A 21,275-nucleotide genomic window follows, 5' to 3' on the forward strand; every position below is an offset into this window, starting at 1 on the left:
GCTCCCACAGGATTTATGCGGTCCTTGTGGGAGCGAGCTTGCTCGCGATGAGGCCGGCATAGTCACCGCAAAATTTCAGACTGGCAAACTGGTGGTCGACTTGATCTCCGACAACGCCACGATCGAATTGACCTCCTGAATCCCCGGCACCATCGACAGCTTCTCGAAGAAGAAGCGCTCGTACGCTTCGATATCCGCCGTGACAATCCGCAGCAAGAAATCCACCGCCCCCATCAGCACGTAACACTCCAGCACCTCCGGAAAGCCGCGAATCGCCTCGGTGAATTCAGTGAAGTTCGAACGCCCGTGGGCATTGAGTTTCACCTCAGCGAAGATCTGCGTGTTCAGGCCGATTTTCTTGCGGTCGAGCAAGGTCACCTGGCCGCGAATGATGCCCTCCTCTTTCATCCGCTGAATCCGCCGCCAGCACGGCGATTGCGAGAGCCCCACCTGCTCGGCGATCTGTGCACTGGAAAGCGAAGCGTCCTCTTGCAGCAAGGCGAGGATCTTGCGGTCGTAGCTGTCCAGTTCGCTATGCATAAAAAAACCCTTAACCGCGTAATAAGTGAATTGATTTATTCTTCATTTCTGCAATACAGCCAATCATAGAGAAGAAATACCCGGCACAGGATGTAAACATTTCTCCAATGATTCTGGAGCCTGACCATGCCGTATCTCGAAACCGTGAACACCCCACCTGCCCGCGCCGATGTCTGGAACGTCGGCAACGCCCATTGCCGGGTTCGCTATCAAATGACGGCCGAGGCTGAACCGGACCTGCTGTGTCGCGCCCTCAATCTGTTCGCCCTGCAATTGCTCACGCCGGAGCAGGTCAACGCGCAGCGCCTGGACGACTGGTTGACCATCGAAGTTGTCATCGACGGTTTGAGCTGGCACCGCGCGCAGGTGATTGCGGAAAAACTTCGCAACCTGATCAGCGTCTGCTCGGTGGAGCTGCAAGAAGCTGATGCCCCATGGACCGAAGCGGTTCAAGCGGCGGGCTGAAAAACTCCGAAACGGCTTTGTCAGGTAGTGGCCCAGCGGTCAGCCGAGCCACGGCTATCCTTTGCGCACTGTCGTTCAAAAGGAGCCCGCATGTCCGTACAAATCGCCCTTCAGGACCGCTGGCTGGATCTCAATGATCTACTGCGCGAACTTGTCGCCCAGGGCTTTATCAGCCAGGACTCGGCCGAACACGCACTCAATGCTCGCCGCCGCAACGCCTCCCTTGGGCAGATGCATCCGCTGGAGTTCATTGCCAGCCAACAGCTGGACGATCTCAGCCGCCCCGGCAAACCGCTGGACCTCGAAAGCCTGACGCTGTGGTTGTCCCGGCAGGCCGGCCAGCCTTACCTGCGCATCGACCCACTGAAAATCAATGTCGCGGCCGTGACCCCGCTGATGTCCTATGCCTTCGCCCAGCGCCACAAGATCCTCGCGGTAGCAATCGACCGCGAGGCGGTAACCGTGGCCAGCGCCCAGCCATATGTCAGCGGCTGGGAGGCTGACCTGACCCACGTGCTCAAATTGCCGATCAAGCGTGTGGTGGCCAACCCCGTGGACATCCAGCGCTTGAGCGTCGAATTCTTCCGCCTGGCCAAATCGGTCACCGGGGCGAACAGCGCCGAACCGCAAGTCAGTACCCTCGGCAATTTCGAACAACTGCTCAACCTCGGCGCCAGCGACCAGGAGCCGGACGCCAACGACGCTCACATCGTCAATATCGTCGACTGGCTGTTCCAGTACGCGTTCCAGCAACGCGCCAGCGACATCCATATCGAGCCCCGGCGCGAGCAAGGCACGGTGCGCTTTCGCATCGACGGCGTGCTGCACAACGTCTATCAATTCCCGCCCCAGGTCACCATGGCCATCGTCAGTCGCCTGAAAACCCTGGGGCGCATGAACGTCGCGGAGAAACGCAAACCCCAGGACGGCCGGGTGAAAACCAAGACTCCGGACGGCGGTGAAGTCGAATTGCGTTTGTCGACACTGCCCACGGCTTTCGGCGAAAAAATGGTCATGCGGATCTTCGATCCGGAAGTATTGCTCAAGGACTTCGACCAGCTTGGTTTCTCCGCCGACGACCTGCGCCGCTGGCAAGACATGACCCGCCAGCCCCACGGCATCATCCTCGTCACCGGGCCGACGGGCTCGGGCAAGACCACCACCCTCTACACCACCCTGAAAAAACTGGCGACGCCGGAGGTCAACCTCTGCACCATCGAAGACCCGATTGAAATGGTCGAACCGGCGTTCAACCAGATGCAGGTCCAGCACAACATCGACCTGACCTTCGCCGCTGGTGTGCGCGCGCTGATGCGGCAAGACCCGGACATCATCATGATCGGCGAGATACGCGACCTCGAAACCGCGGAAATGGCAATCCAGGCGGCGCTCACCGGGCACCTGGTGCTGTCGACCCTGCACACCAATGACGCGCCCAGCGCCATCAGCCGTCTTCTGGAGCTCGGCGTGCCGCATTACCTGATCAAGGCCACAGTGCTTGGCGTCATGGCCCAGCGACTGGTACGAACCCTGTGCCCGCACTGCAAGGCGCCGCTGACGCTGGGCGAAGACGACTGGCAAACCCTTACCCGCCCCTGGCAAGCACCGTTGCCGGCCAATGCCCAGCGTGCCATCGGTTGCGTGGAATGCCGCGATACCGGTTATCGCGGTCGCGCCGGGGTCTACGAAATCATGCAACTGAGCGATGGCATCAAGGCGTTGATCAGTCCCGACACCGATCTGCTGGCCGTGCGGCGCCAGGCATTCAAGGAGGGCATGCGCAGCCTGCGGTTGTCAGGAGCGCAAAAGGTCGCCGCCGGGCTGACGACTATCGAGGAGATTCTGCGCGTGACTCCCCAGAGCGAGCAGAACTGAGCCTGGCTGTACTGATCCGGCATCGGCACAGCTACACTTCAGCCATTGCAACTCCACAGATCCACACATCAACAAGGAATCGTTATGCAGATCGGTAGTGTGCTTTTGCTTTTTGTCGGCCTGGTGGTCGCCATTCTGTTCATGGGTTTCAAGGTCGTGCCCCAAGGCTTTGAATGGACAGTCGAGCGTTTCGGTCGCTACACCAACACGCTCAAGCCGGGGCTGAACGTCATCATTCCGGTCATGGACCGCATCGGCCGCAAGATGAATGTGATGGAAAGCGTGCTGGATATTCCGCCACAGGAAGTCATCACCGCCGACAACGCCACGGTGCAGATCGACGCCGTGTGCTTCTTCCAGGTGGTCAACACCGCCCAGGCGGCCTACGAGGTCAACAACCTCGAACACGCCATCCGCAACCTGCTGCAAACCAACATCCGCACCGTGCTCGGCTCGATGGAACTCGACGCCATGCTCAGCCAGCGTGACGGGATCAACGAAAAACTGCTGCGCACCGTCGACGAAGCGACCGCGCCTTGGGGCATCAAGATCACCCGGATCGAGATCAAGGACATCAGCCCGCCCGCCGACCTGATGGCGGCGATGTCGGGGCAGATGAAAGCCGAGCGAATCAAGCGTGCGCAGATCCTCGAGGCCGAGGGCCTGCGCGCCGCAGCGATCCTGACCGCCGAAGGCAAGAAGCAGGCGCAGATCCTCGAAGCCGAAGGCAGTCGCCAGGCCGCATTCCTGGAAGCCGAAGCCCGCGAGCGGCAAGCCGCGGCAGAAGCCCAGGCCACTAAAGTCGTGTCCGAAGCCATCGCCAGCGGCAACGTGCAGGCGGTGAACTACTTCGTGGCGCAGAAGTACATCGATGCGCTGGGCAAGTTATCCTCGGCCAACAACAGCAAGGTGATCCTGATGCCACTGGAGGCCAGTTCGATGATCGGCGCGGTGGGCGGCATTGGCGAAATCGTCAAGGCCACTTTCGATAACAAGAAAGCCTGAGGCGCGTCATGTGGGCATTTTTGCAGCATCTTTCGTTCTGGGACTGGTTGGCGCTGGGCACGGTGCTGTTGATTCTCGAAGTGTTCGGCGCCGGCGGTTATCTGCTCTGGATCGGCATGGCCGCGGCAGCCGTGGGCGTCTTGACCTTCCTGATGCCGGACCTGTCCTGGGAATGGCAGTTTCTGTTGTTCGGCCTGCTGTCGATCACCACCGCGTTGTACTGGTGGCGGCGTCAGCGCACGGCAATGCGTCCGAGTGATCAGCCGCACCTGAATCTGCGCGGCCAGGAACTCATCGGCAAAACCTTCGTGGTGCATGAAGCGATTGTCGACGGTCGCGGCAAGATCAAGGTGGCTGACGGTGTATGGATGGCCCGCGGGCCGGACACAGCCACTGGCAACCGCGTGCGGGTGGTCGGCCAGCAAGGCGCCATCCTGCTGGTCGAAGCGGCGGATTAAGCGACCACGGAACTCGATTGGGGGTTGGCAATCCAACCGCGTACTCAACCCAGTGGAGTCACCTTGTCATGCGTTTCAAACTTGCTGTCGCTACCGTCGCGCTGTTGTCCCTGCCTGTCGGTTCGGCGATGGCCGATACTTTTTGGCGTAACGTTCTTACGTCCGGTGCAACCACCGGTTCGAGCTATCTGACATCCAAGGATAACAAGCTGGTCGTCGCGGCCCAGGACGATGCCAGCAGCTTCGTCGCCAGTGACGGCGGTATCCGCGGTCCGTACCTGGAAGCGGCCATGCAGAAGGTCCGCGCCGAAAACCCGGGCCTGCAAGCCACGGACATGGAACTGGCGAACGCGATCCTGGCGAAGAATGCCGTGGCTTCGGAATAAGCGTTGCGAATGAAAAATGCCGCTCAATTGAGCGGCATTTTTTTGCCTGGCGAACGCAAATCTCATGTTCACCGAGCCGCCCCTGTGGGAGCGAGCTTGCTCGCTCCCACAGGGGTTATGTACAACCTGGGAAGTCAGCGGTAGTCGTCCACCGGCACACACGCACAAAACAGGTTCCGGTCCCCATACACGTTGTCCACCCGGTTCACCACCGGCCAGTATTTGTGAGCCTTGGTGTGCGCGTCCGGCGTGACCGCTTGCACGATACTGTACGGTCGTTCCCACACGCCGGTGATATCGGCCAACGTATGCGGCGCACCTTTCAACGGGTTTTCCTCAGCCGGCCAATTACCGTTCTGCACCTCATTGATTTCCGCGCGGATGCTCAACATCGCCCCGATGAACCGGTCCAGCTCCGCCTTCGATTCACTTTCGGTCGGTTCGACCATCAGCGTCCCCGGCACGGGAAACGACATGGTCGGGGCATGGAAGCCGTAATCCATCAGACGCTTGGCCACGTCCTCCTCGGTAATGCCGGTCAACGCCTTGAGCGGTCGCAGGTCGAGGATGCATTCGTGGGCCACCCGTTCGTTGCGCCCGGTATAGAGCACCGGGAAAGCACCGGACAAATTCCGTGCCAGGTAATTCGCGGCCAGGATCGCCACTTCGCTGGCGTCCGCCAGTTGCGGCCCCATCATGGCGATGTACATCCAGCTGATCGGCAAAATGCTTGCGCTGCCCCAAGGCGCTGCGCTGACGGCGCCATTTTGCGGGTGTGGCCCGTCGATTGGCACCACCGGATGGTTGGCCACGAACGGCGCCAGATGTGCCCGAACACCAATCGGCCCCATGCCCGGCCCACCACCACCATGGGGGATGCAGAAGGTCTTGTGCAGGTTCATGTGCGAGACATCGGCACCAATATCGGCCGGCCGCGCCAACCCGACCTGAGCGTTGAGGTTGGCGCCATCCATGTACACCTGCCCCCCGTGCTGGTGGATCACCTCACAGATTTCGCTGATGCCTTCCTCATACACACCATGAGTCGAAGGGTAGGTCGCCATCAGGCAAGCGAGTTTTTCGGCGGCCTGCGAGGCTTTTTCCTTGAGGTCATCCAGGTCGACGTTGCCCGCCTCGTCGCACTCGACGATCACCACGCGCATCCCGGCCATTTGCGCTGACGCGGGATTGGTGCCGTGAGCCGACGAAGGAATCAGGCAGATATCACGGCCGCCCTGTTGCCGGCTCTCATGGTATTTGCGGATCGCCAGCAGCCCAGCGTATTCGCCCTGGGCGCCGGAGTTGGGTTGCATGCAGATCGCGTCGAAACCGGTGATCGCGCACAACCAGCGCTCCAGTTCTTCGATCATCAGCCCATAACCGGCGGCCTGTTCCTTGGGCACGAACGGGTGCAGGTTAGCGAACTGCGGCCAGGTAATCGGGATCATCTCGCTGGTGGCATTGAGCTTCATGGTGCAGGAGCCCAGCGGGATCATCGATTGATTGAGCGCCAGGTCCTTGTTTTCCAGTTGCTTGAGGTAGCGCAGCATCTCGGTTTCGCTGTGATGGGCGCTGAACACGGGGTGACGCAGATAAGGCGAAGTTCGCACCAGCCTTTCGGGAATTCCGCCAGGCAAGTCCTCGGCATCCAGGTCATCGACGCTGAGCCCGTGGTCGGCCCCCAGGAACACATCAAATAGCTTCGCCACTGTGCCTTCGTCGCAGGCCTCGTCCAGGCTCAAGCCCAGCTGGCCGCGCCCGAGAATGCGCAGGTTGATCTGTGCGGCCCGGGCACTTTCGATGATCGCGGTCGGGGCTCCGCCGACTTCCAGCGTCAAGGTGTCGAAGAAGTGCCGGTTGACCCGGGTGATACCGTTGCGTTCAAGCCCGGCGGCAAGGATGCAGGTCAGCCGATGAACCCGCTGGGCAATTCGCTTGAGCCCTTCGGGGCCGTGGTAGACCGCATAGAAACTGGCGATATTGGCCAGCAGCACCTGGGCCGTGCAGATGTTGGAGTTGGCCTTCTCCCGGCGGATGTGTTGCTCGCGGGTTTGCAGGGCCATGCGCAGGGCAGTGTTGCCCCGCGCATCTTTCGAAACACCGATGATCCGCCCGGGAATCGCACGCTTGTATTCATCGCGGCTGGCAAAAAATGCTGCATGAGGCCCGCCGTAGCCCATGGGCACACCAAATCGCTGGGACGAGCCGAACACCACATCGGCACCCAGTTCACCCGGCGGAGTCAACAACAACAGGCTCAGCAAATCCGTGGCGACACAGGCCAGGGCCTGTTGCGCGTGCAGGTGATCAATCAGCGGTCGCAGGTCGTGGATTTCACCGTGGGTGTCAGGGTATTGCAGCAGCGCGCCGAACACCTGGTGCCGCTTCAAGTTATCCACAGTGTCGACGATCAGCTCGAAGCCGAAACCCTCAGCACGGGTCTGCACCACGGAAATGGTTTGCGGGTGGCAGTTTTCGTCTACAAAGAACAGGTTGCTTTTGGACTTGGCGACCCGCTTGGCCAGGGCCATGGCCTCCGCCGCGGCGGTGGCTTCATCGAGCAGCGAGGCATTGGCCAGCTCCAGGCCGGTCAGGTCGATAGTCAGCTGCTGGAAGTTCAGCAGGGCCTCGAGCCGCCCTTGGGCGATCTCTGGCTGATAAGGTGTGTAAGCGGTGTACCAGCCGGGATTTTCCAGCACATTACGCAGAATGACCCCCGGTGTGAGGGTGCCGTGGTAGCCCATGCCGATCAGGCTGGTCCAGACCTGATTCTGCTCGGCATAACCGCGCAGCTTGGCCAGCGCGGCCTCTTCATCGAGTGCCGGGGGCAGGTCCAGCGCCCGGTTGAGGCGGATGCCCGGCGGCACCGTCTGCTCGATCAATTCGACCCGACTGCCCAGGCCAAGGCTGTCGAGCATCGCCTGTTGCTCGGCGGCATCGGGCCCGAGGTGGCGGCGTAGAAAGGCATTGGGGTCGCGTAACTGGCTCAGGGACGGCAATTGGGACATGACGGGCTCTCTCTTGACTGGCGCTCAGCGTCGATGCAACACGGTCAAACCAGCATAGCAGCCACTCTGTAGGAGCGAGCTTGCTCGCGATGCCCCCCGAGCGCGCCGCGGGGTCTCAGGTTGCAGCGTTATCGTTAACGACCATCGTCGGAACGCCGCCCGGAACAAGCTCGCTCCGACAAGGGAAATTCGCCAGACAACAAAAAGCCCCGACGAGTCGGGGCTTTGGATGACGCTGAAGACTTATTCGCCGATGGCGGCCTTGTAGCCAGCGGCATCCAGCAGTTTTTCCAGCTCGGCGGAGTCGCTTGGCTTGAGCTTGAAGATCCACGCACCGTACGGATCGGAGTTGAGCAGCTCAGGCTCAGCGCTCAGCGCTTCATTGACCGCGATCACTTCACCGCTGATCGGTGCATAAATGTCGGAAGCGGCTTTGACCGATTCAACGACACCCGACTGATCACCGGCAGCAAACACGTTGCCGACCTCAGTCAGCTCGACAAACACCACGTCACCCAGCGCTTCCTGCGCGTGATCGCTGATGCCCACGGTGACGGTGCCATCGGCTTCCAGACGTGCCCATTCGTGACTTTCGGCAAAACGCAGGTCGGCAGGGATATCGCTCATGTTCTGTGTCCTCAGGAAATGGTCGGCGGTCATGTCCGCCAGAAAAGATTAGATCAAGGTTTTGCCGTGGCGTACGAAGGTCGGTTTGACCACCCGGACCGGGTACCACTTGCCACGGATTTCCACTTCAGCGCGGTCGGCTGTTGCCATCGGCACGCGCGCCAGTGCAATCGACTTGCTTAGCGTAGGAGAGAAACTACCACTGGTGATCTCCCCTTCGCCAACATCGGCGATGCGGACCACCTGATGAGCGCGCAAAACACCGCGTTCCTCAAGGACCAGACCGACCAGTTTTTGCTGTACACCGGCAGCCTGCTCGGCTTCCAGCGCCTTGCGCCCGATGAACTGCCGGGTGGCAGGTTCCCAGGCAATGGTCCAGGCCATATTGGAGGCCAAGGGTGAAATATCCTGCTGGATATCCTGACCGTAAAGATTCATGCCGGCTTCGACCCGCAAGGTATCCCGCGCGCCAAGGCCGATGGGAGAAATCCCGGCGCCGACCAGATCGTTGAAAAAGCCTGGCGCCTGATCGGCCGGCAGAATGATTTCCAGGCCGTCTTCGCCGGTATAACCGGTGCGTGCGATGAACCAGTCACCATCGGACAGGCCTTCGAAAGGCTTGAGGAGCTGGATCAGGTTGCCGCGGGACTGACTGACCAGTTCGGCAATTTTCTGCCGGGCGTGGGGGCCCTGGATGGCCAGCATCGCCAACTCGGAACGCTCGCGAAGTTGCACATCGAAACCGTCGAGATGCGCTTGCATCCAGGCCATGTCCTGATCGCGGGTGGAAGCGTTGACCACCAGGCGATAACCCTCATCGAGACGGTAGACGATCATGTCGTCGACAATCCCGCCCTGCTCGTTGAGCATGGTGCTGTACAACGCACGGCCGGGGCTGTGCAGGCGTTCGACATCATTGGCCAGCAAATGCCGGAGCCAGGCTTTTGCCTGGGCGCCACCGACATCGATTACGGTCATGTGGGATACATCGAAGACACCGCAATCGCGGCGCACCTGATGGTGCTCCTCGACCTGCGATCCATAATGCAGAGGCATGTCCCAACCGCCAAAATCGACCATCTTCGCGCCAAGTGCGAGATGAAGGTCATACAGAGGCGTACGCTGTCCCATGGGTTTCTCCTTCCGGGCGTGGCGAAGGTGCGGGCTGGTGCTGCACGGACTGAATACCTTGAAATAAAGGGCCTTCAGCCGATTTCAGCTACCTGGTCTGTCAGACGGACCGCACCGAATGCCGCGCATTGTAGCCGCAAGGTGTAGGACTGACACCTAGCTGTTTCGATGTGCTGAGCGTCGGATCAATCCGATGACCGGTAACAGCCCGACCAGCACCAGAGTCAATGCCGGCAAAGACGCCCGCGCCCATTCGCCTTCGCTGGTCATTTCGAATATTCGCACCGCCAGCGTGTCCCAGCCAAACGGGCGCATCAGCAAGGTTGCGGGCATTTCCTTGAGCACATCGACGAACACCAGCAGTGCGGCGCTCAACGTGCCGGGTAGCAATAATGGCAGATACACTTTGAAAAACAGTCGTGGCCCACTGACGCCAAGGCTACGTGCCGCTTCGGGCAAAGATGGCCGTATACGCGCCAGGCTGCTTTCCAGCGGTCCGTAAGCCACCGCAATGAAACGCACCAGATAGGCCAGCAACAATGCCGACAGGCTGCCCAGCAGCAGCGGCTTGCCCGCACCACCGAGCCAACTCGAGAGCGGGATCACCAGTTCGCGGTCCAGGTAACTGAACGCGAGCATGATCGACACCGCCAGCACCGAACCGGGCAAGGCGTAGCCGAGGTTGGCCAGACTGACCCCGGAACGAATGACCGGTGTGGGCGCCAGTCGTCGGGCAAACGCCAGTAACAAGGCGACACTGACGGTGATCAACGCCGCCATCGCCCCCAGGTACAAGGTATGGACGATCAACCCGGTGTAGCGCTCGTCGAGATCGAAGCGCCCACGCAGCCAGAACCACACCACCAATTGCAGCATCGGGATAACGAAAGCACAGGCGAACACCAGGCAGCACCACATCGTGGCCGCCAGTGCCTTGACGCCTCGCAGGTGATACAGCGCCTTGACCCGTGGTCGCTCGTTACTCGCCCGGTTCGCCCCACGGGCACGCCGTTCGCCGTAGAGCACGAGCATCACCACCAGCAGTAACAGGCTGGCCAGTTGCGCGGCGGACGACAGGCTGAAAAAACCGTACCAGGTCTTGTAGATGGCTGTGGTGAAGGTATCGAAGTTGAACACCGACACTGCGCCGAAGTCCGCCAGGGTTTCCATCAGTGCCAATGCCACACCCGCACCGATGGCTGGTCGCGCCATGGGCAATGCCACCCGCCAGAACGCTTGCCAGGGCGATTGGCCAAGGACCCGCGCGGCTTCCATCAGGCCTTTGCCCTGGGCAAGGAAGGCTGTGCGGGCCAGCAGGTAAACATAGGGATAGAAAACCAGCACGAGCACGACGATCACGCCACCCGTGGAGCGCACGCGCGGCAGCCGCAGGCCACTGCCAAACCACTCGCGCAGCAGGGTTTGCACGGGGCCGGCAAAATCCAGCAGGCCGACGAAGACGAAGGCCAGCACATACGCAGGGATCGCGAAGGGCAGCATCAATGCCCAGTCCAGCCAGCGCCGACCGGGGAATTCGCAAAGGCTGGTAAGCCAGGCCAGGCTGACACCCAGGACTGTCACGCCGACACCGACGCCTAGCACCAGGGTCAGGGTATTACCCAGCAAACGCGGCATCTGCGTGTCCCAGAGATGAGACCAGATCTGTTGATCGATGGTTTGCCAGGACAGCAGCAACACGCTCAGGGGCAACAGGACCAGCGCAGCAATGGCGAAGACGACTGGATACCAGCGGCGTTGGGCGGGATGGGCCACAGGCTTGGTTCTCTACTATCTAATGGATGAGATCGACACTGGTAGGAGCGAGCTCGCTCGCGAAAAACGTCAACGATAATGCGGGAAGCCTGACGGTCCGCGGCACCCTGACGTTCATCGCGCGCAAACTCGCTCCTACAGCGTCAGGGGTGCGTAACGCAAAAACAAACGCCCCGCCTAGGCGGGGCGCAGCATAACAGCTGGCTCAGTTCCAGCCAGCCTTGTCCATCATGCGAATCGCCTCAGCCTGGCGCTTGCCGGCGATTTCCACGGGCAAGGTATCAGCAATGAACTTGCCCCATGCGGCGACTTCAGCCGATGGCTGCACGGCCGGATTCGCCGGGAACTCCTGGTTCACGTCGGCAAAGATTTTCTGCGCTTCAGGGGTGGTCATCCACTCCACCAGAGCCTTGGCCGCTTCCGGGTGTGGCGCGTGTTGTGTCAGGCCGATACCCGACAAGTTGATGTGTACGCCACGGTCAGCCTGGTTCGGCCAGAACAGTTTCACCGGCAAGTCTGGCTTCTGCTTGTGCAGGCGGCCGTAGTAGTAGGTGTTGACGATACCGACGTCACACTGGCCGGCGTTGATCGCTTCCAGCACGGCGGTGTCGTCGGAGAACACGTCAGTGGACAGGTTCCTGACCCAGCCCTTGAGGATTTCCTCGGTCTTCCCGGCGCCGTGCACTTCGATCATGGTCGCGGTCAGGGACTGGTTATAGACCTTCTTCGCCGTGCGCAGGCACAGGCGGCCTTCCCATTGCTTGTCGGCCAGCGCTTCGTAGGTGGTCAGTTCACCCGGTTTCACCCGATCTGTGGAGTAGGCAATGGTCCGCGCCCGCAGGCTCAGGCCAGTCCAGGCGTGAGAGGCTGCCCGGTATTGCAGCGGAATATTGGTGTCGATGGTTTTCGAGGTGAACGGCTGGAGGATGCCCATCTGCTCGGCTTGCCAGAGGTTGCCGGCATCGACGGTGAGCAGCAGGTCGGCCGGCGTATTCGCGCCCTCGGCCTTGAGCCGCTGCATCAACGGCGCTTCCTTGTCGGTGATGAACTTCACCTTCACGCCGGTCTTGGCGGTGTAGGCATCGAATACTGGCTTGATCAGCTCGTCGATTCGCGATGAGTAGACCACCACTTCGTCAGCGGCCTGGGCGGCGGTGCTGCCGATCAGGGTCAAGGCCAGTGCAGTCAGTAGACGCTTCGGTGCCAACATGGGAGCGGTCTCTCGATTGAAAAATGAGGACAAATGATAAGGACTCACATTTAGCTTCTCAATCGAACCCGCTTGCGGAGGAGTTACCAGATGTTGCACAAGCTGGAATATTGGGTGGCTGAACTGCCGACATCGCGAGCAAGCTCGCGAAGGGGCCCTTAACCTCAACAAAAATCTCAGGCCTTGGCGAGTGCCGGTAAATCCCCGGTCAACCCCAGCGCTTCACGCACGAACAACGCCTTGGCTTCCGGCATCTTCTCCACCATTTTCAACCCGGTATTACGCAACCAGCGCACCGGCAACGGATCGGCCTGGAACAATCGCTCGAAGCCTTCCATCGCCGCCATCAGCGCCAGGTTGTGGGGCATGCGTCGACGCTCGTAACGGCTGAGGACTTTCACATCCGCCAGGCGTTCGCCTCGTGTTGCCGCTTGCAGCAACACTTCGGCCAGCACGGCGGCATCGAGGAATCCGAGATTCACCCCCTGCCCGGCCAACGGGTGAATGGTATGGGCCGCGTCGCCGATCAATGCAAGGCCTTCAGCCACATACCGCTTGGCATGCCGCTGACGCAGGGGCACACACAGGCGCGGATCGGCGCTCAGTACTTCGCCGAGCCGACCTTCAAAGGCCCGCTCCAATGCCTTGCAGAAACCTTGCTCATCCATCGCCATCAGACGTTCGGCTTCGCCGGGTGTGGTCGACCAGACGATCGAACACCAATCCTGTTGGCCGTCCCGCTCAAGGGGTAGAAACGCCAACGGGCCGGTGTCGGTGAAGCGCTGCCACGCCGTCATCTGATGCGGTTTGGCGCAACGCACGCTGGTGACGATGGCATGGTGCATATAATCCCATTCGCGGGTCGCCACTCCAGCCAGGCGTCGCACCGCCGAGTTGGCGCCATCTGCCGCGATCACCAGCGGCGCGCGCAGGGTGCGGCCATCGGCCAGGGTCAGCAGCCAGTCATCGCCGGAGCGGCGCATCTGCTCCAGGCGAGCATTGGCCAGCAACCCCAGGTCGCAATCGTGCAGGCGCTCAAGCAAGGCATCCTGGACCACGCGGTTCTCGACGATATGCCCCAGCACCTCGGCATGCACGCTGGCCGCCGAGAAGTGGATTTGCCCTGTGCCGCTGCCATCCCAGACCTGCATGTCGGTGTAGGGGCTGCTGCGCCTCCCGGCGATGCCATCCCACACGCCCAGGCGCTCGAGAATCCGCTGGCTGGCAGCCGACAAGGCGCTCACCCGCGGCTCAAACGCTGCCTGAGCATTGAACGGTTTGACGCTCATGGGGCTGCCGTCCAGCAGCAGGATTTCAAGCCCGCTGTCCTGCAACGCCAGCGCCAGGGCGCTACCGACCATTCCGGCCCCGACAATCAGCAGATCTGCGCGCATTTCCATGCTTTAAGCCTGTCTCTCTTGCGGCTTGAGCCGCACGTAAAGGGTTTTCCCGACCCGCGCCACCCAGTGGCCGGCGCTGTCATGAATGTCGAACCTGCAAGGCAGGTATTTTATCAATCGCGCCTTGCCGAATCGGCGAATCAGCCAGTTACGCATCTGGACGCGTACCCAGCCCCATCGCCTGCCGGGCAAACCAGCGTTTGGCCGGTGGCAGCAGATCGAGGCCGAGCAAGCCGATGTTGCGCCCCAGGGAGACCAGCGGCTGGGTGCTGCCGAACAGGCGTGTAACCTGATCGGAGAAGCCCACGGTGAGGTCCTGATCGAGACGCTGGTGTTCGCGATAGGCCTGCAACGTGGCGAAGTCGCCCAATGGTTTTTCACTGGCGAGCAAGGCATTGGCCAGGGCCTGGGCATCGCGAAGGGACAGGTTGAATCCCTGGCCGGCAATCGGATGCAGGCTGTGCGCCGCGTTGCCGAGGACCGCCAGATGCGGGCGCACCTGTTCTTCGGCCTCGACCAGTGTCAGCGGATACAGATGCCGCGCACCCACCTGCTTCAATGTGCCAAGGCGATAACCGAACACACCCTGCAACTCGCTGAGGAAGCTGCGCTCGTCGAGGGCTGCCAGGCGTTGCGCGTCCATGCCCAGGCGGGTCCAGACCAATGCGCAGCGATTATCCGGAAGCGGCAGCAACGCCATCGGGCCTTCGTCGGTGAAGCGCTCGAAAGCCATGCCGTTGTGGGCTTCGCTCGGGGTGATGTTGGCGATCAGCGCGCTCTGGTTGTACGGACGCCTGCGGATGCCGATCCCAAGTTGCTCGCGCAGGCCAGAGCGGCCACCATCGGCGAGCACCGCGAGGTCGCATTCCAGGGTGGTTTCATCATTGAGGGTCAGGCGGTAGCCGTCGGTCAGCGGCTCCATGCGGGTGACTTCAGCCGGGCAGTGCCATCTGATCACGTCCTTGTCCAAGCCTTGCCACAGGCATTGGCCGAGCCAGGCGTTTTCAACGACATAACCCAGCGCTGGAACACCCTCTTCCATCGCCGACAACCGCGCCGTCGAGAATCGACCACGGTCGGAAACATGAATCTGCTTGATCGGCTCGGCTCGGCGCGAGACTTCCTGCCAGACACCCAACCGTTGATAGATTTGCCGCGAGCCGAAGGACAACGCCGAGGAACGGGCATCGTAACTCGGTTGCCAGGTGTCGCCAGGAGCGAACGGTTCGATCAACACGATCTTCCAGCCTCGGGCTTTGGCCCCGGCCTGAAGCGCCAGTGCCAGGCTTGCACCGACCAGCCCGCCACCAATGATTGCCAGATTGACTCGACTCATGCTGCCTGTGTCCGTGCGGCGGCCATCAGGGCCTCTATCTCGGCGACGGTTTTCGGCACGCCGCTCGTCAATATTTCACAGCCGGTTTTGGTGACCACTACGTCGTCCTCGATGCGCACGCCGATGCCGCGCCATTTCTTCGCAACATTCTGGTTGTCCGGGGCGATATAAATCCCCGGTTCAACGGTCAGCGCCATGCCGACTTCCAGCACGCGCCACTCGCCGCCGACCTTGTATTCGCCGACGTCATGCACATCCATGCCCAACCAATGGCCGGCGCGGTGCATGTAAAACGCCTTGTAGGCTTCACTGGCGATCAGTTCGTCAACGTCACCACGCAGCAGACCCAGCTCGACCAGCCCGGCCGTGATGACCCGGACCGTGGCCTCGTGCGCCTGATTCCAGTGCTTGTTCGGGGCGATTTCGGCAAAGGCGGCTTCCTGGGAGGCCAGCACCAATTCGTAGATCGCTTTCTGTTCCGCTGAATATTTGCCGCTGACCGGAAAAGTCCGGGTGATGTCGCTGGCGTAGCAATCGATCTCGCAACCGGCATCGATCAGCACCAGATCACCGTCCTTGAGCAGCGCGTCATTCTGCTGGTAATGCAGGATGCAGCTGTTGCGTCCCGCCGCGACGATCGACCCGTAGGCCGGCATCTTCGCCCCGCCTTTGCGGAATTCGTAATCGAGCTCGGCTTCCAGGCTGAATTCGTGCAATCCGGCGCGGCAGGCCTGCATTGCCCGTACGTGCGCCTGGGCGGAAATCCGCGCCGCCTCGCGCATCACTTTCACTTCTGCCGCCGATTTATACAGGCGCATGTCGTGCAGCAGATGATCCAGGGCAACGAATTCGTTCGGCGGCTGGGCACCGAGGTTGGCCTTGGAGCGGATCACGTTGATCCACTCCATCAGGTGGCGGTCGAATTCGGGGTTGCTGCCCATGGCCGAATACACCCGGTCACGGCCTTCGATCAGGCCCGGCAGGATGTCGTCGATATCAGTGATCGGAAAGGCATCGTCGGCGCCGAAGTCGCTAATCGCGCCTTCCTGCCCGGCACGCAGGCCATCCCACAGCTCGCGCTCGGCGTTGCGCTCACGGCAGAACAGGACGTATTCGCCATGCACACGCCCCGGCATCAATACCAGTACGGCCTGGGGCTCGGGAAAGCCGCTGAGGTACTGGAAGTCGCTGTCCTGGCGATAAACGTGCTCGACGTCGCGGTTACGAATGGCCACCGCGGCGGCGGGCAGGATGGCGATGCTGTTGGGTTCCATCTGCGCCATCAGGGCCTTGCGGCGACGGCTGTATTCCGATTTCGGGATATGGATCATGGGCAGATGGCGTTCCCTGGCTTTGATTAGTGCAACGACGGTTTGGCGGCCGGCGCGTCCGGCTTTCTGGTTTCAGAGAACAGCAGCAGCGGTGCGACGCGCAGGTATTCCATGACTTCCATATAGTCGCTTTCGCCGTCGTCGGACTCTTCCAGGGCGTCTTGCACTTGGGAAATGGCGGCCAGGTCCTGCAATACTTCTGTGGCCTCGGTGCTCAGCATGCTGCTGTCACGGCAGTTCAGGCCGAAACCGCTGAGGAAACCCTGGCACCATTGGCCCAGGGCGGCGGCACGCTCGGTGAGCGGGGCGTCGTCGGTCGGCAACAGCAGAACGACAGTCACGTCATCGCCGGTGAGCTCGCCTTTTACCATTTCTTGCAGGCCGATCAGGGCGTTGCGAACGTTGTCCTGCGGCTCGCTTTCAAGCAGTTCGGCGGCGTCGATCAGCCAGCCTTCGGCATCGAAACCGGCGCCGGCGCAGCTGCGGCCGAGCAGCAGGCCGTGCAGTTCGGCAGGCGAGACGTTATGACCGCTGGAGGTCAGCAGAGTGGCGAAGCCTTGGTACGGGGAATTCTGAGTGGTCATGGGCAGCTAGGCGCCAGACGGCGCTATGTCTAGAATGAAGGCCTTGTATCCTACATCGACTACCCCTGTAGGAGCGAGCTTGCTCGCGATGGTCGCCAACGATAACGTTGGGTACCTGACACCCCGCGGCGCTCTCGGGTTCATCGCGAGCAAGCTCGCTCCTGCAGCGCCGACACCCATCAGACAGTGAAGACAATGGAAGACACCGACCTGCAAGCGCTGATGGCCAGACTCGAACTGCTGATTACCCGAGTCGAGCAACTTAAGAGTCAAAACGGACTCTTACTAGCTCAGGAAAAGATCTGGCGCGAGGAACGCGCGCACCTCATTGAAAAAAACGAAATCGCCCGGCGTAAGGTCGAGTCGATGATTTCGCGCCTCAAGGCCCTGGAGCAAGACTCATGAGTTCAAGCAATAGCGTCACCGTGCAGATCCTCGACAAAGAGTATTCGATCATCTGCCCTCAGGAAGAGCGCAGTAATCTGGTCAGCGCTGCCCGTTATCTGGACGGCAAGATGCGCGAGATCCGCAGCAGCGGCAAAGTCATCGGCGCCGACCGTATCGCCGTGATGGCCGCGCTGAACATCACCCACGACCTGTTGCACAAGGAAGAACGGCCGGATATCCAGGCCAGCGGCTCGACTCGCGAACAAGTGCGTGACCTGCTCGATCGCGTCGATCTGGCGCTCGCCACCGATCCGGATGTCACCAAAGGCTGATTCGCGCCGCCGCTTGCGGTATAATCCCCTCACTCCCTGGGGTGCTTGCCAGTTGGCGATGTCCCTGAGCCGATTTGCTATACCCTGGAGGTTGCACGTTGGGCTGGTGTGCATGTCCGCTAGACGGAAAGCCTTAAAGCCTACTGCATCTTCCACCTTGAACTTTCGGGTTCAAGGGCTAAGTCGACAGCGGCACATTCGGGGAGCCTGATTTCAGTCCAATGCCGGTTTTGATACCGGCATTGGTGTTTTTACGGGTACGCTTCACGTATCCGCATTGTTGAAGCCCAAATACATGACCGAACCTGCGCTGCTCCCCCGCCCGCAACTTCGACGCATGCTGCGCAAGGCTCGCCGCGCACTGACACCCAGTCAGCAACGCCAGGCCGCTCGTGGGCTATACAAGCAATTGGCCCAGCAACCGCTGTTCCGCCGCGCCCGACACATCTCACTCTATCTACCGACCGATGGTGAAATCGATCCGCGTCTGTTGCTGCGCGCCGCGCAACGCCGGGGCAAAGCCACCTATCTACCGGTACTGAGCGCCTGGCCGCGAACCAAAATGGTGTTCCAGCGCATCCGTCCCGGGGAAAAACTCAAACCCAACCGCTTCCGTATTCTCGAACCACGGGCCAACCTCGCCCGGCAGCGCAAGATCTGGGCGCTGGATCTGGTGCTGTTGCCATTGGTGGGTTTTGACGATGTCGGCGGACGCCTGGGAATGGGCGGTGGTTTCTACGACCGGAGCCTGGCCTACCTGGCACGACGAAATGACTGGCGCAAACCGACGCTGTTGGGGCTGGCCCATGAATGTCAGAAAGTGGCGCGATTGGCTCAGGCGAGCTGGGATGTACCGCTGCAAGGAACGGTGACGGACAAGGCTTGGTATTACGCAGGCTAGGCGCTACTTCGATCAGTGGCGCCTAGGCAGCAGAATCAGCGCTTGAAGGCTGTCGACTGTTGCTGCAACTGGGCGAGTTCGACCGGCGCATCGGTCTTGTTGACCCATAGGCTTTGGGCATAGCCAGTGGTCACGACGCCAAGGCCAAACAAAATGACCAAAATCCATAGTAAATCCGGTTTGCGTTTCATCGATTGCCCCCCAAAGGCACATCAACACGATGACAGCAGCGGTTTCCGTTTGTAGGCCGTGCAGCAGCGTCAAGCTTTAAAGGCCGGCATTTTGCGACAACGTGAACCGCTGCGCAAATGCTGACGTCAACCGACTGTCGGTTTGTCATAAAATTGCCCGACAACCTCTCCACCCACTTCGCAAGGAGCCAGAACCATGGCCTATTGGCTGATGAAATCCGAGCCCGACGAACTCTCGATCAAAGGGCTGGAAAAGCTCGGCAAAGCACGCTGGGACGGGGTTCGCAACTATCAGGCACGCAATTTCCTGCGGGCCATGGCGGTGGGAGATGAGTTCTTTTTCTATCATTCCAGTTGCCCCGAGCCGGGGATTGCCGGAATCGGCAAGATTGTCGAAGCCGCGTATCCGGACCCAACGGCGCTGGAGCCAGAGAGCCATTATTTTGATCCGAAGGCCACTCCGGAGAAAAACGCCTGGAGTGCGATTGATGTTGCGCATGTGGAAACGTTTGCCCGGGTGCTGAAACTGGATTATCTGAAACAGCAGACGGCGCTGGCCGAGTTGCCGTTGGTGCAGAAAGGCTCGCGGTTATCGGTGATGCCGGTGACGGCAGAGCAATGGGCAGCGGTGATTGCCTTAAAGCCTTGAGTCATTTGTCGCCTGGGCTGGCCTCATCGCGAGCAAGCTCGCTCCCACAGGGGGCTGTGGTGGACATGTGATTGTGGTTCAACACAAATCCACTGTGGGAGCGAGCTTGCTCGCGATGTGGCCAGCTCAGGCAATAGAAGTCTTACTGAATGATCAGGTTGTTGAACAACAAATCCTCAACCACCGGCTTACCGGTTTCGTCGTTCATCACCTGTTGGGTCTGCTTCAGAGCCTCCTGACGCAGCTTTTCCTTGGCCTCGACGTTGTTCATCGTCTCGGTGGTCTGCTGCGCAAACAACGCCACCAACTGATTGCGGATCAGCGGCTCATTAGCCTTCACCGCTTTGGTCGCCTCGTCACCGGTCACCCGCAACGCCACATCGGCCTTGTAGACCTTGAGTTTCGGCGTGCCGTCCAGCCCGTAGTTACCCACGAACGGCGGGCTCAGGGTGATGTAATTGACCTTCGGAGCTGCATCTTCTTTGGCTTCTTCGGCCACCGCTGCCACAGGCAGAGACAGGGCCAGCATCAACATGATCCACGCTTTCAAAATTCGCTCCTTATCCGGTTTGCGGCCTAGCATAACGACCCGCCGCGCAAGCACAAGCTTATGGCTGACTATCAGGGCCGGGCATGCTCGTTGACCCATCGACCCACACACCTACACTTATCGGCCATCACTCCCAAAGGAATAGCCCTGATGAAAGCCGTGCTGTGCAAAGCCTTCGGCCCTGCCGAATCGCTGGTGCTGGAAGACGTCGCCAATCCTGTCGCGAAGAAGAATGAAATCCTGCTGGACGTGCACGCCGCCGGGGTGAACTTCCCCGATACGTTGATCATCGAGGGCAAATACCAGTTCAAGCCGCCCTTCCCGTTTTCGCCGGGTGGTGAAGCGGCTGGCGTGGTCAGCGCAGTGGGTGAAAAAGTCAGTCACTTGAAAGTCGGTGACCGGGTCATGGCCCTGACCGGCTGGGGCAGCTTTGCCGAGCAGGTCGCCGTGCCGGGCTACAACGCACTGCCGATCCCGCCATCGATGGACTTCAACACCGCCGCCGCCTTCAGCATGACCTACGGCACCTCGATGCATGCCCTCAAACAGCGTGGCAACCTGCAACCGGGCGAAACCCTGCTGGTACTGGGTGCTTCCGGCGGTGTCGGCCTGGCGGCGGTGGAAATCGGCAAAGCCATGGGCGCCCGGGTGATCGCGGCGGCCAGCAGCGCAGAGAAACTCGCCGTGGCCAAGGCCGCCGGCGCCGACGAACTGATCAACTACAGCGAAACCAGCCTGAAGGACGAAATCAAGCGTCTGACCGACGGCCAGGGTGCCGACGTGATCTACGACCCGGTCGGCGGCGACCTGTTCGACCAGGCCATCCGCGCCATCGCCTGGAACGGCCGCTTGCTGGTGGTCGGCTTCGCCAGCGGTCGCATTCCCGAATTGCCGGTCAACCTGGCCTTGCTTAAAGGTGCGGCAGTGCTCGGCGTGTTCTGGGGCTCGTTCGCCCAACGCCAGCCGCAGGACAACGCGGCGAACTTCCAGCAGTTGTTTGGCTGGTTTGCCGAAGGCAAGCTCAAGCCTCTGGTGTCCCGGGTGTATCCGCTGAGCAATGCGGCGCAGGCGATCAATGACCTTGGCCAGCGTATAGCGGTGGGGAAAGTGGTGGTGCAGGTTCGCTGAATCTCTCT

Annotated in this window: 22 protein-coding genes, 1 other RNA gene and 1 pseudogene; 11 read left to right on the forward strand and 13 right to left on the reverse strand. The window is 60.8% G+C overall.

The window, feature by feature from the left end:
• Nucleotides 1-75: 75 nt before the first annotated feature.
• Complete coding sequence (locus AC3WTM_RS01955; protein ID WP_007978926.1) at nt 76-540, reverse strand: Lrp/AsnC family transcriptional regulator; 465 nt, start codon at nt 538-540, stop codon at nt 76-78.
• Between the two features lie 126 nt (nt 541-666).
• Here AC3WTM_RS01955 and AC3WTM_RS01960 point away from each other — a divergent pair, with 126 nt between their 5' ends.
• The 5 genes from AC3WTM_RS01960 (at nt 667) to AC3WTM_RS01980 (ending at nt 4,729) form a co-directional block, all read left to right on the forward strand.
• Nucleotides 667-1,005 (forward strand): ACT-like domain-containing protein, encoded by a 339-nt coding sequence (locus tag AC3WTM_RS01960; protein WP_102669322.1) that lies wholly within the window; start codon nt 667-669, stop codon nt 1,003-1,005.
• Nucleotides 1,006-1,095: 90 nt separating this feature from the next.
• The gene (gene tfpB / locus AC3WTM_RS01965) at nt 1,096-2,880 is read left to right on the forward strand and encodes a type IV pilus assembly ATPase TfpB (protein WP_102669323.1); all 1,785 of its coding nucleotides are present in this window, start codon (nt 1,096-1,098) and stop codon (nt 2,878-2,880) included.
• An 84-nt stretch (nt 2,881-2,964) separates the two neighbouring features.
• Complete coding sequence (locus AC3WTM_RS01970; RefSeq protein ID WP_057712833.1) at nt 2,965-3,885, forward strand: SPFH domain-containing protein; 921 nt, start codon at nt 2,965-2,967, stop codon at nt 3,883-3,885.
• Nucleotides 3,886-3,893: 8 nt separating this feature from the next.
• Nucleotides 3,894-4,343, forward strand: a complete 450-nt coding sequence (locus AC3WTM_RS01975) for an NfeD family protein (RefSeq protein ID WP_102669324.1) — start codon at nt 3,894-3,896, stop codon at nt 4,341-4,343.
• Between the two features lie 68 nt (nt 4,344-4,411).
• Entirely contained in the window at nt 4,412-4,729 is a 318-nt protein-coding gene (locus AC3WTM_RS01980; protein ID WP_057712831.1) for a DUF2388 domain-containing protein, read from the forward strand.
• A gap of 134 nt (nt 4,730-4,863) precedes the next feature.
• On the opposite strand, the gene gcvP is transcribed toward AC3WTM_RS01980, so the two are convergent.
• The 10 genes and pseudogenes from gcvP to AC3WTM_RS02030 form a co-directional block, all read right to left on the reverse strand.
• On the reverse strand, nt 4,864-7,737 hold the full coding sequence (gene gcvP, locus AC3WTM_RS01985; protein WP_102669325.1) for an aminomethyl-transferring glycine dehydrogenase: 2,874 nt from the start codon (nt 7,735-7,737) through the stop codon (nt 4,864-4,866).
• A gap of 243 nt (nt 7,738-7,980) precedes the next feature.
• A complete protein-coding gene (gene gcvH / locus AC3WTM_RS01990) occupies nt 7,981-8,364 on the reverse strand; it encodes a glycine cleavage system protein GcvH (RefSeq protein WP_102669326.1) in 384 nt (127 codons plus the stop codon).
• Nucleotides 8,365-8,412: 48 nt separating this feature from the next.
• Complete coding sequence (gene gcvT, locus AC3WTM_RS01995; RefSeq protein ID WP_102669327.1) at nt 8,413-9,495, reverse strand: glycine cleavage system aminomethyltransferase GcvT; 1,083 nt, start codon at nt 9,493-9,495, stop codon at nt 8,413-8,415.
• Between the two features lie 156 nt (nt 9,496-9,651).
• On the reverse strand, nt 9,652-11,268 hold the full coding sequence (locus AC3WTM_RS02000) for an ABC transporter permease (protein ID WP_102669328.1): 1,617 nt from the start codon (nt 11,266-11,268) through the stop codon (nt 9,652-9,654).
• A gap of 205 nt (nt 11,269-11,473) precedes the next feature.
• Complete coding sequence (locus AC3WTM_RS02005; protein WP_057712826.1) at nt 11,474-12,478, reverse strand: extracellular solute-binding protein; 1,005 nt, start codon at nt 12,476-12,478, stop codon at nt 11,474-11,476.
• A gap of 176 nt (nt 12,479-12,654) precedes the next feature.
• Nucleotides 12,655-13,872, reverse strand: coding sequence for a 2-octaprenyl-3-methyl-6-methoxy-1,4-benzoquinol hydroxylase (locus AC3WTM_RS02010; RefSeq protein ID WP_173677970.1), 1,218 nt, complete (start codon nt 13,870-13,872; stop codon nt 12,655-12,657).
• A 9-nt stretch (nt 13,873-13,881) separates the two neighbouring features.
• Nucleotides 13,882-13,989: pseudogene (locus AC3WTM_RS02015) on the reverse strand (tetrameric acyl-CoA thioesterase); the annotation flags it as partial.
• 37 nt (nt 13,990-14,026) lie between these two features.
• The gene (gene ubiH / locus AC3WTM_RS02020) at nt 14,027-15,214 is read right to left on the reverse strand and encodes a 2-octaprenyl-6-methoxyphenyl hydroxylase (RefSeq protein WP_102669330.1); all 1,188 of its coding nucleotides are present in this window, start codon (nt 15,212-15,214) and stop codon (nt 14,027-14,029) included.
• Complete coding sequence (gene pepP, locus AC3WTM_RS02025; RefSeq protein ID WP_102669331.1) at nt 15,211-16,545, reverse strand: Xaa-Pro aminopeptidase; 1,335 nt, start codon at nt 16,543-16,545, stop codon at nt 15,211-15,213. The genes ubiH and pepP overlap by 4 nt, the downstream gene beginning before the upstream one ends.
• Nucleotides 16,546-16,571: 26 nt before the next feature.
• Nucleotides 16,572-17,129 carry a YecA/YgfB family protein gene (locus AC3WTM_RS02030; RefSeq protein ID WP_102669332.1) on the reverse strand — a complete coding sequence of 186 codons (558 nt, stop codon included), beginning with the start codon at nt 17,127-17,129 and terminating at the stop codon, nt 16,572-16,574.
• A 195-nt stretch (nt 17,130-17,324) separates the two neighbouring features.
• On the opposite strand from AC3WTM_RS02030, the gene AC3WTM_RS02035 reads away from it, so the two are divergent.
• The 4 genes from AC3WTM_RS02035 to AC3WTM_RS02050 all read left to right on the forward strand — a co-directional run bounded on the left by AC3WTM_RS02035 (nt 17,325) and on the right by AC3WTM_RS02050 (nt 18,749).
• Nucleotides 17,325-17,534: a TIGR02449 family protein gene (locus AC3WTM_RS02035; RefSeq protein WP_102669333.1), complete on the forward strand. Its 210-nt coding sequence runs from the start codon at nt 17,325-17,327 to the stop codon at nt 17,532-17,534.
• Entirely contained in the window at nt 17,531-17,848 is a 318-nt protein-coding gene (locus tag AC3WTM_RS02040; RefSeq protein ID WP_007982900.1) for a cell division protein ZapA, read from the forward strand. Before AC3WTM_RS02035 ends, AC3WTM_RS02040 begins: the two co-directional genes overlap by 4 nt.
• A 30-nt stretch (nt 17,849-17,878) precedes the next feature.
• Nucleotides 17,879-18,057: non-coding RNA, 6S RNA (gene ssrS / locus AC3WTM_RS02045), on the forward strand.
• A gap of 86 nt (nt 18,058-18,143) precedes the next feature.
• A complete protein-coding gene (locus AC3WTM_RS02050; protein ID WP_008048703.1) occupies nt 18,144-18,749 on the forward strand; it encodes a 5-formyltetrahydrofolate cyclo-ligase in 606 nt (201 codons plus the stop codon).
• 35 nt (nt 18,750-18,784) lie between these two features.
• Here AC3WTM_RS02050 and AC3WTM_RS02055 read toward each other — a convergent pair whose 3' ends face one another.
• Nucleotides 18,785-18,940, reverse strand: a complete 156-nt coding sequence (locus AC3WTM_RS02055; RefSeq protein ID WP_173677969.1) for a hypothetical protein — start codon at nt 18,938-18,940, stop codon at nt 18,785-18,787.
• Between the two features lie 196 nt (nt 18,941-19,136).
• Here AC3WTM_RS02055 and AC3WTM_RS02060 point away from each other — a divergent pair, with 196 nt between their 5' ends.
• Nucleotides 19,137-19,589 carry an EVE domain-containing protein gene (locus AC3WTM_RS02060; RefSeq protein WP_102669334.1) on the forward strand — a complete coding sequence of 151 codons (453 nt, stop codon included), beginning with the start codon at nt 19,137-19,139 and terminating at the stop codon, nt 19,587-19,589.
• A gap of 142 nt (nt 19,590-19,731) precedes the next feature.
• Here the strand turns inward: AC3WTM_RS02060 and AC3WTM_RS02065 are convergent, their stop codons facing one another.
• Nucleotides 19,732-20,139: a flagellar basal body-associated protein FliL gene (locus AC3WTM_RS02065; RefSeq protein ID WP_034147648.1), complete on the reverse strand. Its 408-nt coding sequence runs from the start codon at nt 20,137-20,139 to the stop codon at nt 19,732-19,734.
• A 150-nt stretch (nt 20,140-20,289) separates the two neighbouring features.
• On the opposite strand from AC3WTM_RS02065, the gene AC3WTM_RS02070 reads away from it, so the two are divergent.
• Nucleotides 20,290-21,267: an NADPH:quinone oxidoreductase family protein gene (locus AC3WTM_RS02070; protein WP_102669335.1), complete on the forward strand. Its 978-nt coding sequence runs from the start codon at nt 20,290-20,292 to the stop codon at nt 21,265-21,267.
• The last annotated feature ends 8 nt before the right edge of the window (nt 21,268-21,275 follow it).

The sequence above is a fragment of the Pseudomonas sp. EU05-FHT14B02 genome (genome assembly GCF_058791055.1).

Bases quoted from the DNA above. Each gene is read 5' to 3' on its own strand.
- pepP (WP_102669331.1), bottom strand. From the start codon at position 16,545: ATGATCCATATCCCGAAATCGGAATACAGCCGTCGCCGCAAGGCCCTG.
- AC3WTM_RS02060 (WP_102669334.1), top strand. From the start codon at position 19,137: ATGGCCTATTGGCTGATGAAATCCGAGCCCGACGAACTCTCGATCAAA.
- AC3WTM_RS01960 (WP_102669322.1), top strand. From the start codon at position 667: ATGCCGTATCTCGAAACCGTGAACACCCCACCTGCCCGCGCCGATGTC.
- AC3WTM_RS01975 (WP_102669324.1), top strand. From the start codon at position 3,894: ATGTGGGCATTTTTGCAGCATCTTTCGTTCTGGGACTGGTTGGCGCTG.
- gcvH (WP_102669326.1), bottom strand. From the start codon at position 8,364: ATGAGCGATATCCCTGCCGACCTGCGTTTTGCCGAAAGTCACGAATGG.
- AC3WTM_RS01980 (WP_057712831.1), top strand. From the start codon at position 4,412: ATGCGTTTCAAACTTGCTGTCGCTACCGTCGCGCTGTTGTCCCTGCCT.
- ubiH (WP_102669330.1), bottom strand. From the start codon at position 15,214: ATGAGTCGAGTCAATCTGGCAATCATTGGTGGCGGGCTGGTCGGTGCA.
- AC3WTM_RS02035 (WP_102669333.1), top strand. From the start codon at position 17,325: ATGGAAGACACCGACCTGCAAGCGCTGATGGCCAGACTCGAACTGCTG.
- AC3WTM_RS02070 (WP_102669335.1), top strand. From the start codon at position 20,290: ATGAAAGCCGTGCTGTGCAAAGCCTTCGGCCCTGCCGAATCGCTGGTG.
- AC3WTM_RS02055 (WP_173677969.1), bottom strand. From the start codon at position 18,940: ATGAAACGCAAACCGGATTTACTATGGATTTTGGTCATTTTGTTTGGC.
- tfpB (WP_102669323.1), top strand. From the start codon at position 1,096: ATGTCCGTACAAATCGCCCTTCAGGACCGCTGGCTGGATCTCAATGAT.
- AC3WTM_RS02030 (WP_102669332.1), bottom strand. From the start codon at position 17,129: ATGACCACTCAGAATTCCCCGTACCAAGGCTTCGCCACTCTGCTGACC.
- AC3WTM_RS02050 (WP_008048703.1), top strand. From the start codon at position 18,144: ATGACCGAACCTGCGCTGCTCCCCCGCCCGCAACTTCGACGCATGCTG.
- AC3WTM_RS01970 (WP_057712833.1), top strand. From the start codon at position 2,965: ATGCAGATCGGTAGTGTGCTTTTGCTTTTTGTCGGCCTGGTGGTCGCC.
- AC3WTM_RS02010 (WP_173677970.1), bottom strand. From the start codon at position 13,872: ATGCGCGCAGATCTGCTGATTGTCGGGGCCGGAATGGTCGGTAGCGCC.
- gcvT (WP_102669327.1), bottom strand. From the start codon at position 9,495: ATGGGACAGCGTACGCCTCTGTATGACCTTCATCTCGCACTTGGCGCG.
- AC3WTM_RS02005 (WP_057712826.1), bottom strand. From the start codon at position 12,478: ATGTTGGCACCGAAGCGTCTACTGACTGCACTGGCCTTGACCCTGATC.
- gcvP (WP_102669325.1), bottom strand. From the start codon at position 7,737: ATGTCCCAATTGCCGTCCCTGAGCCAGTTACGCGACCCCAATGCCTTT.
- AC3WTM_RS02040 (WP_007982900.1), top strand. From the start codon at position 17,531: ATGAGTTCAAGCAATAGCGTCACCGTGCAGATCCTCGACAAAGAGTAT.
- AC3WTM_RS01955 (WP_007978926.1), bottom strand. From the start codon at position 540: ATGCATAGCGAACTGGACAGCTACGACCGCAAGATCCTCGCCTTGCTG.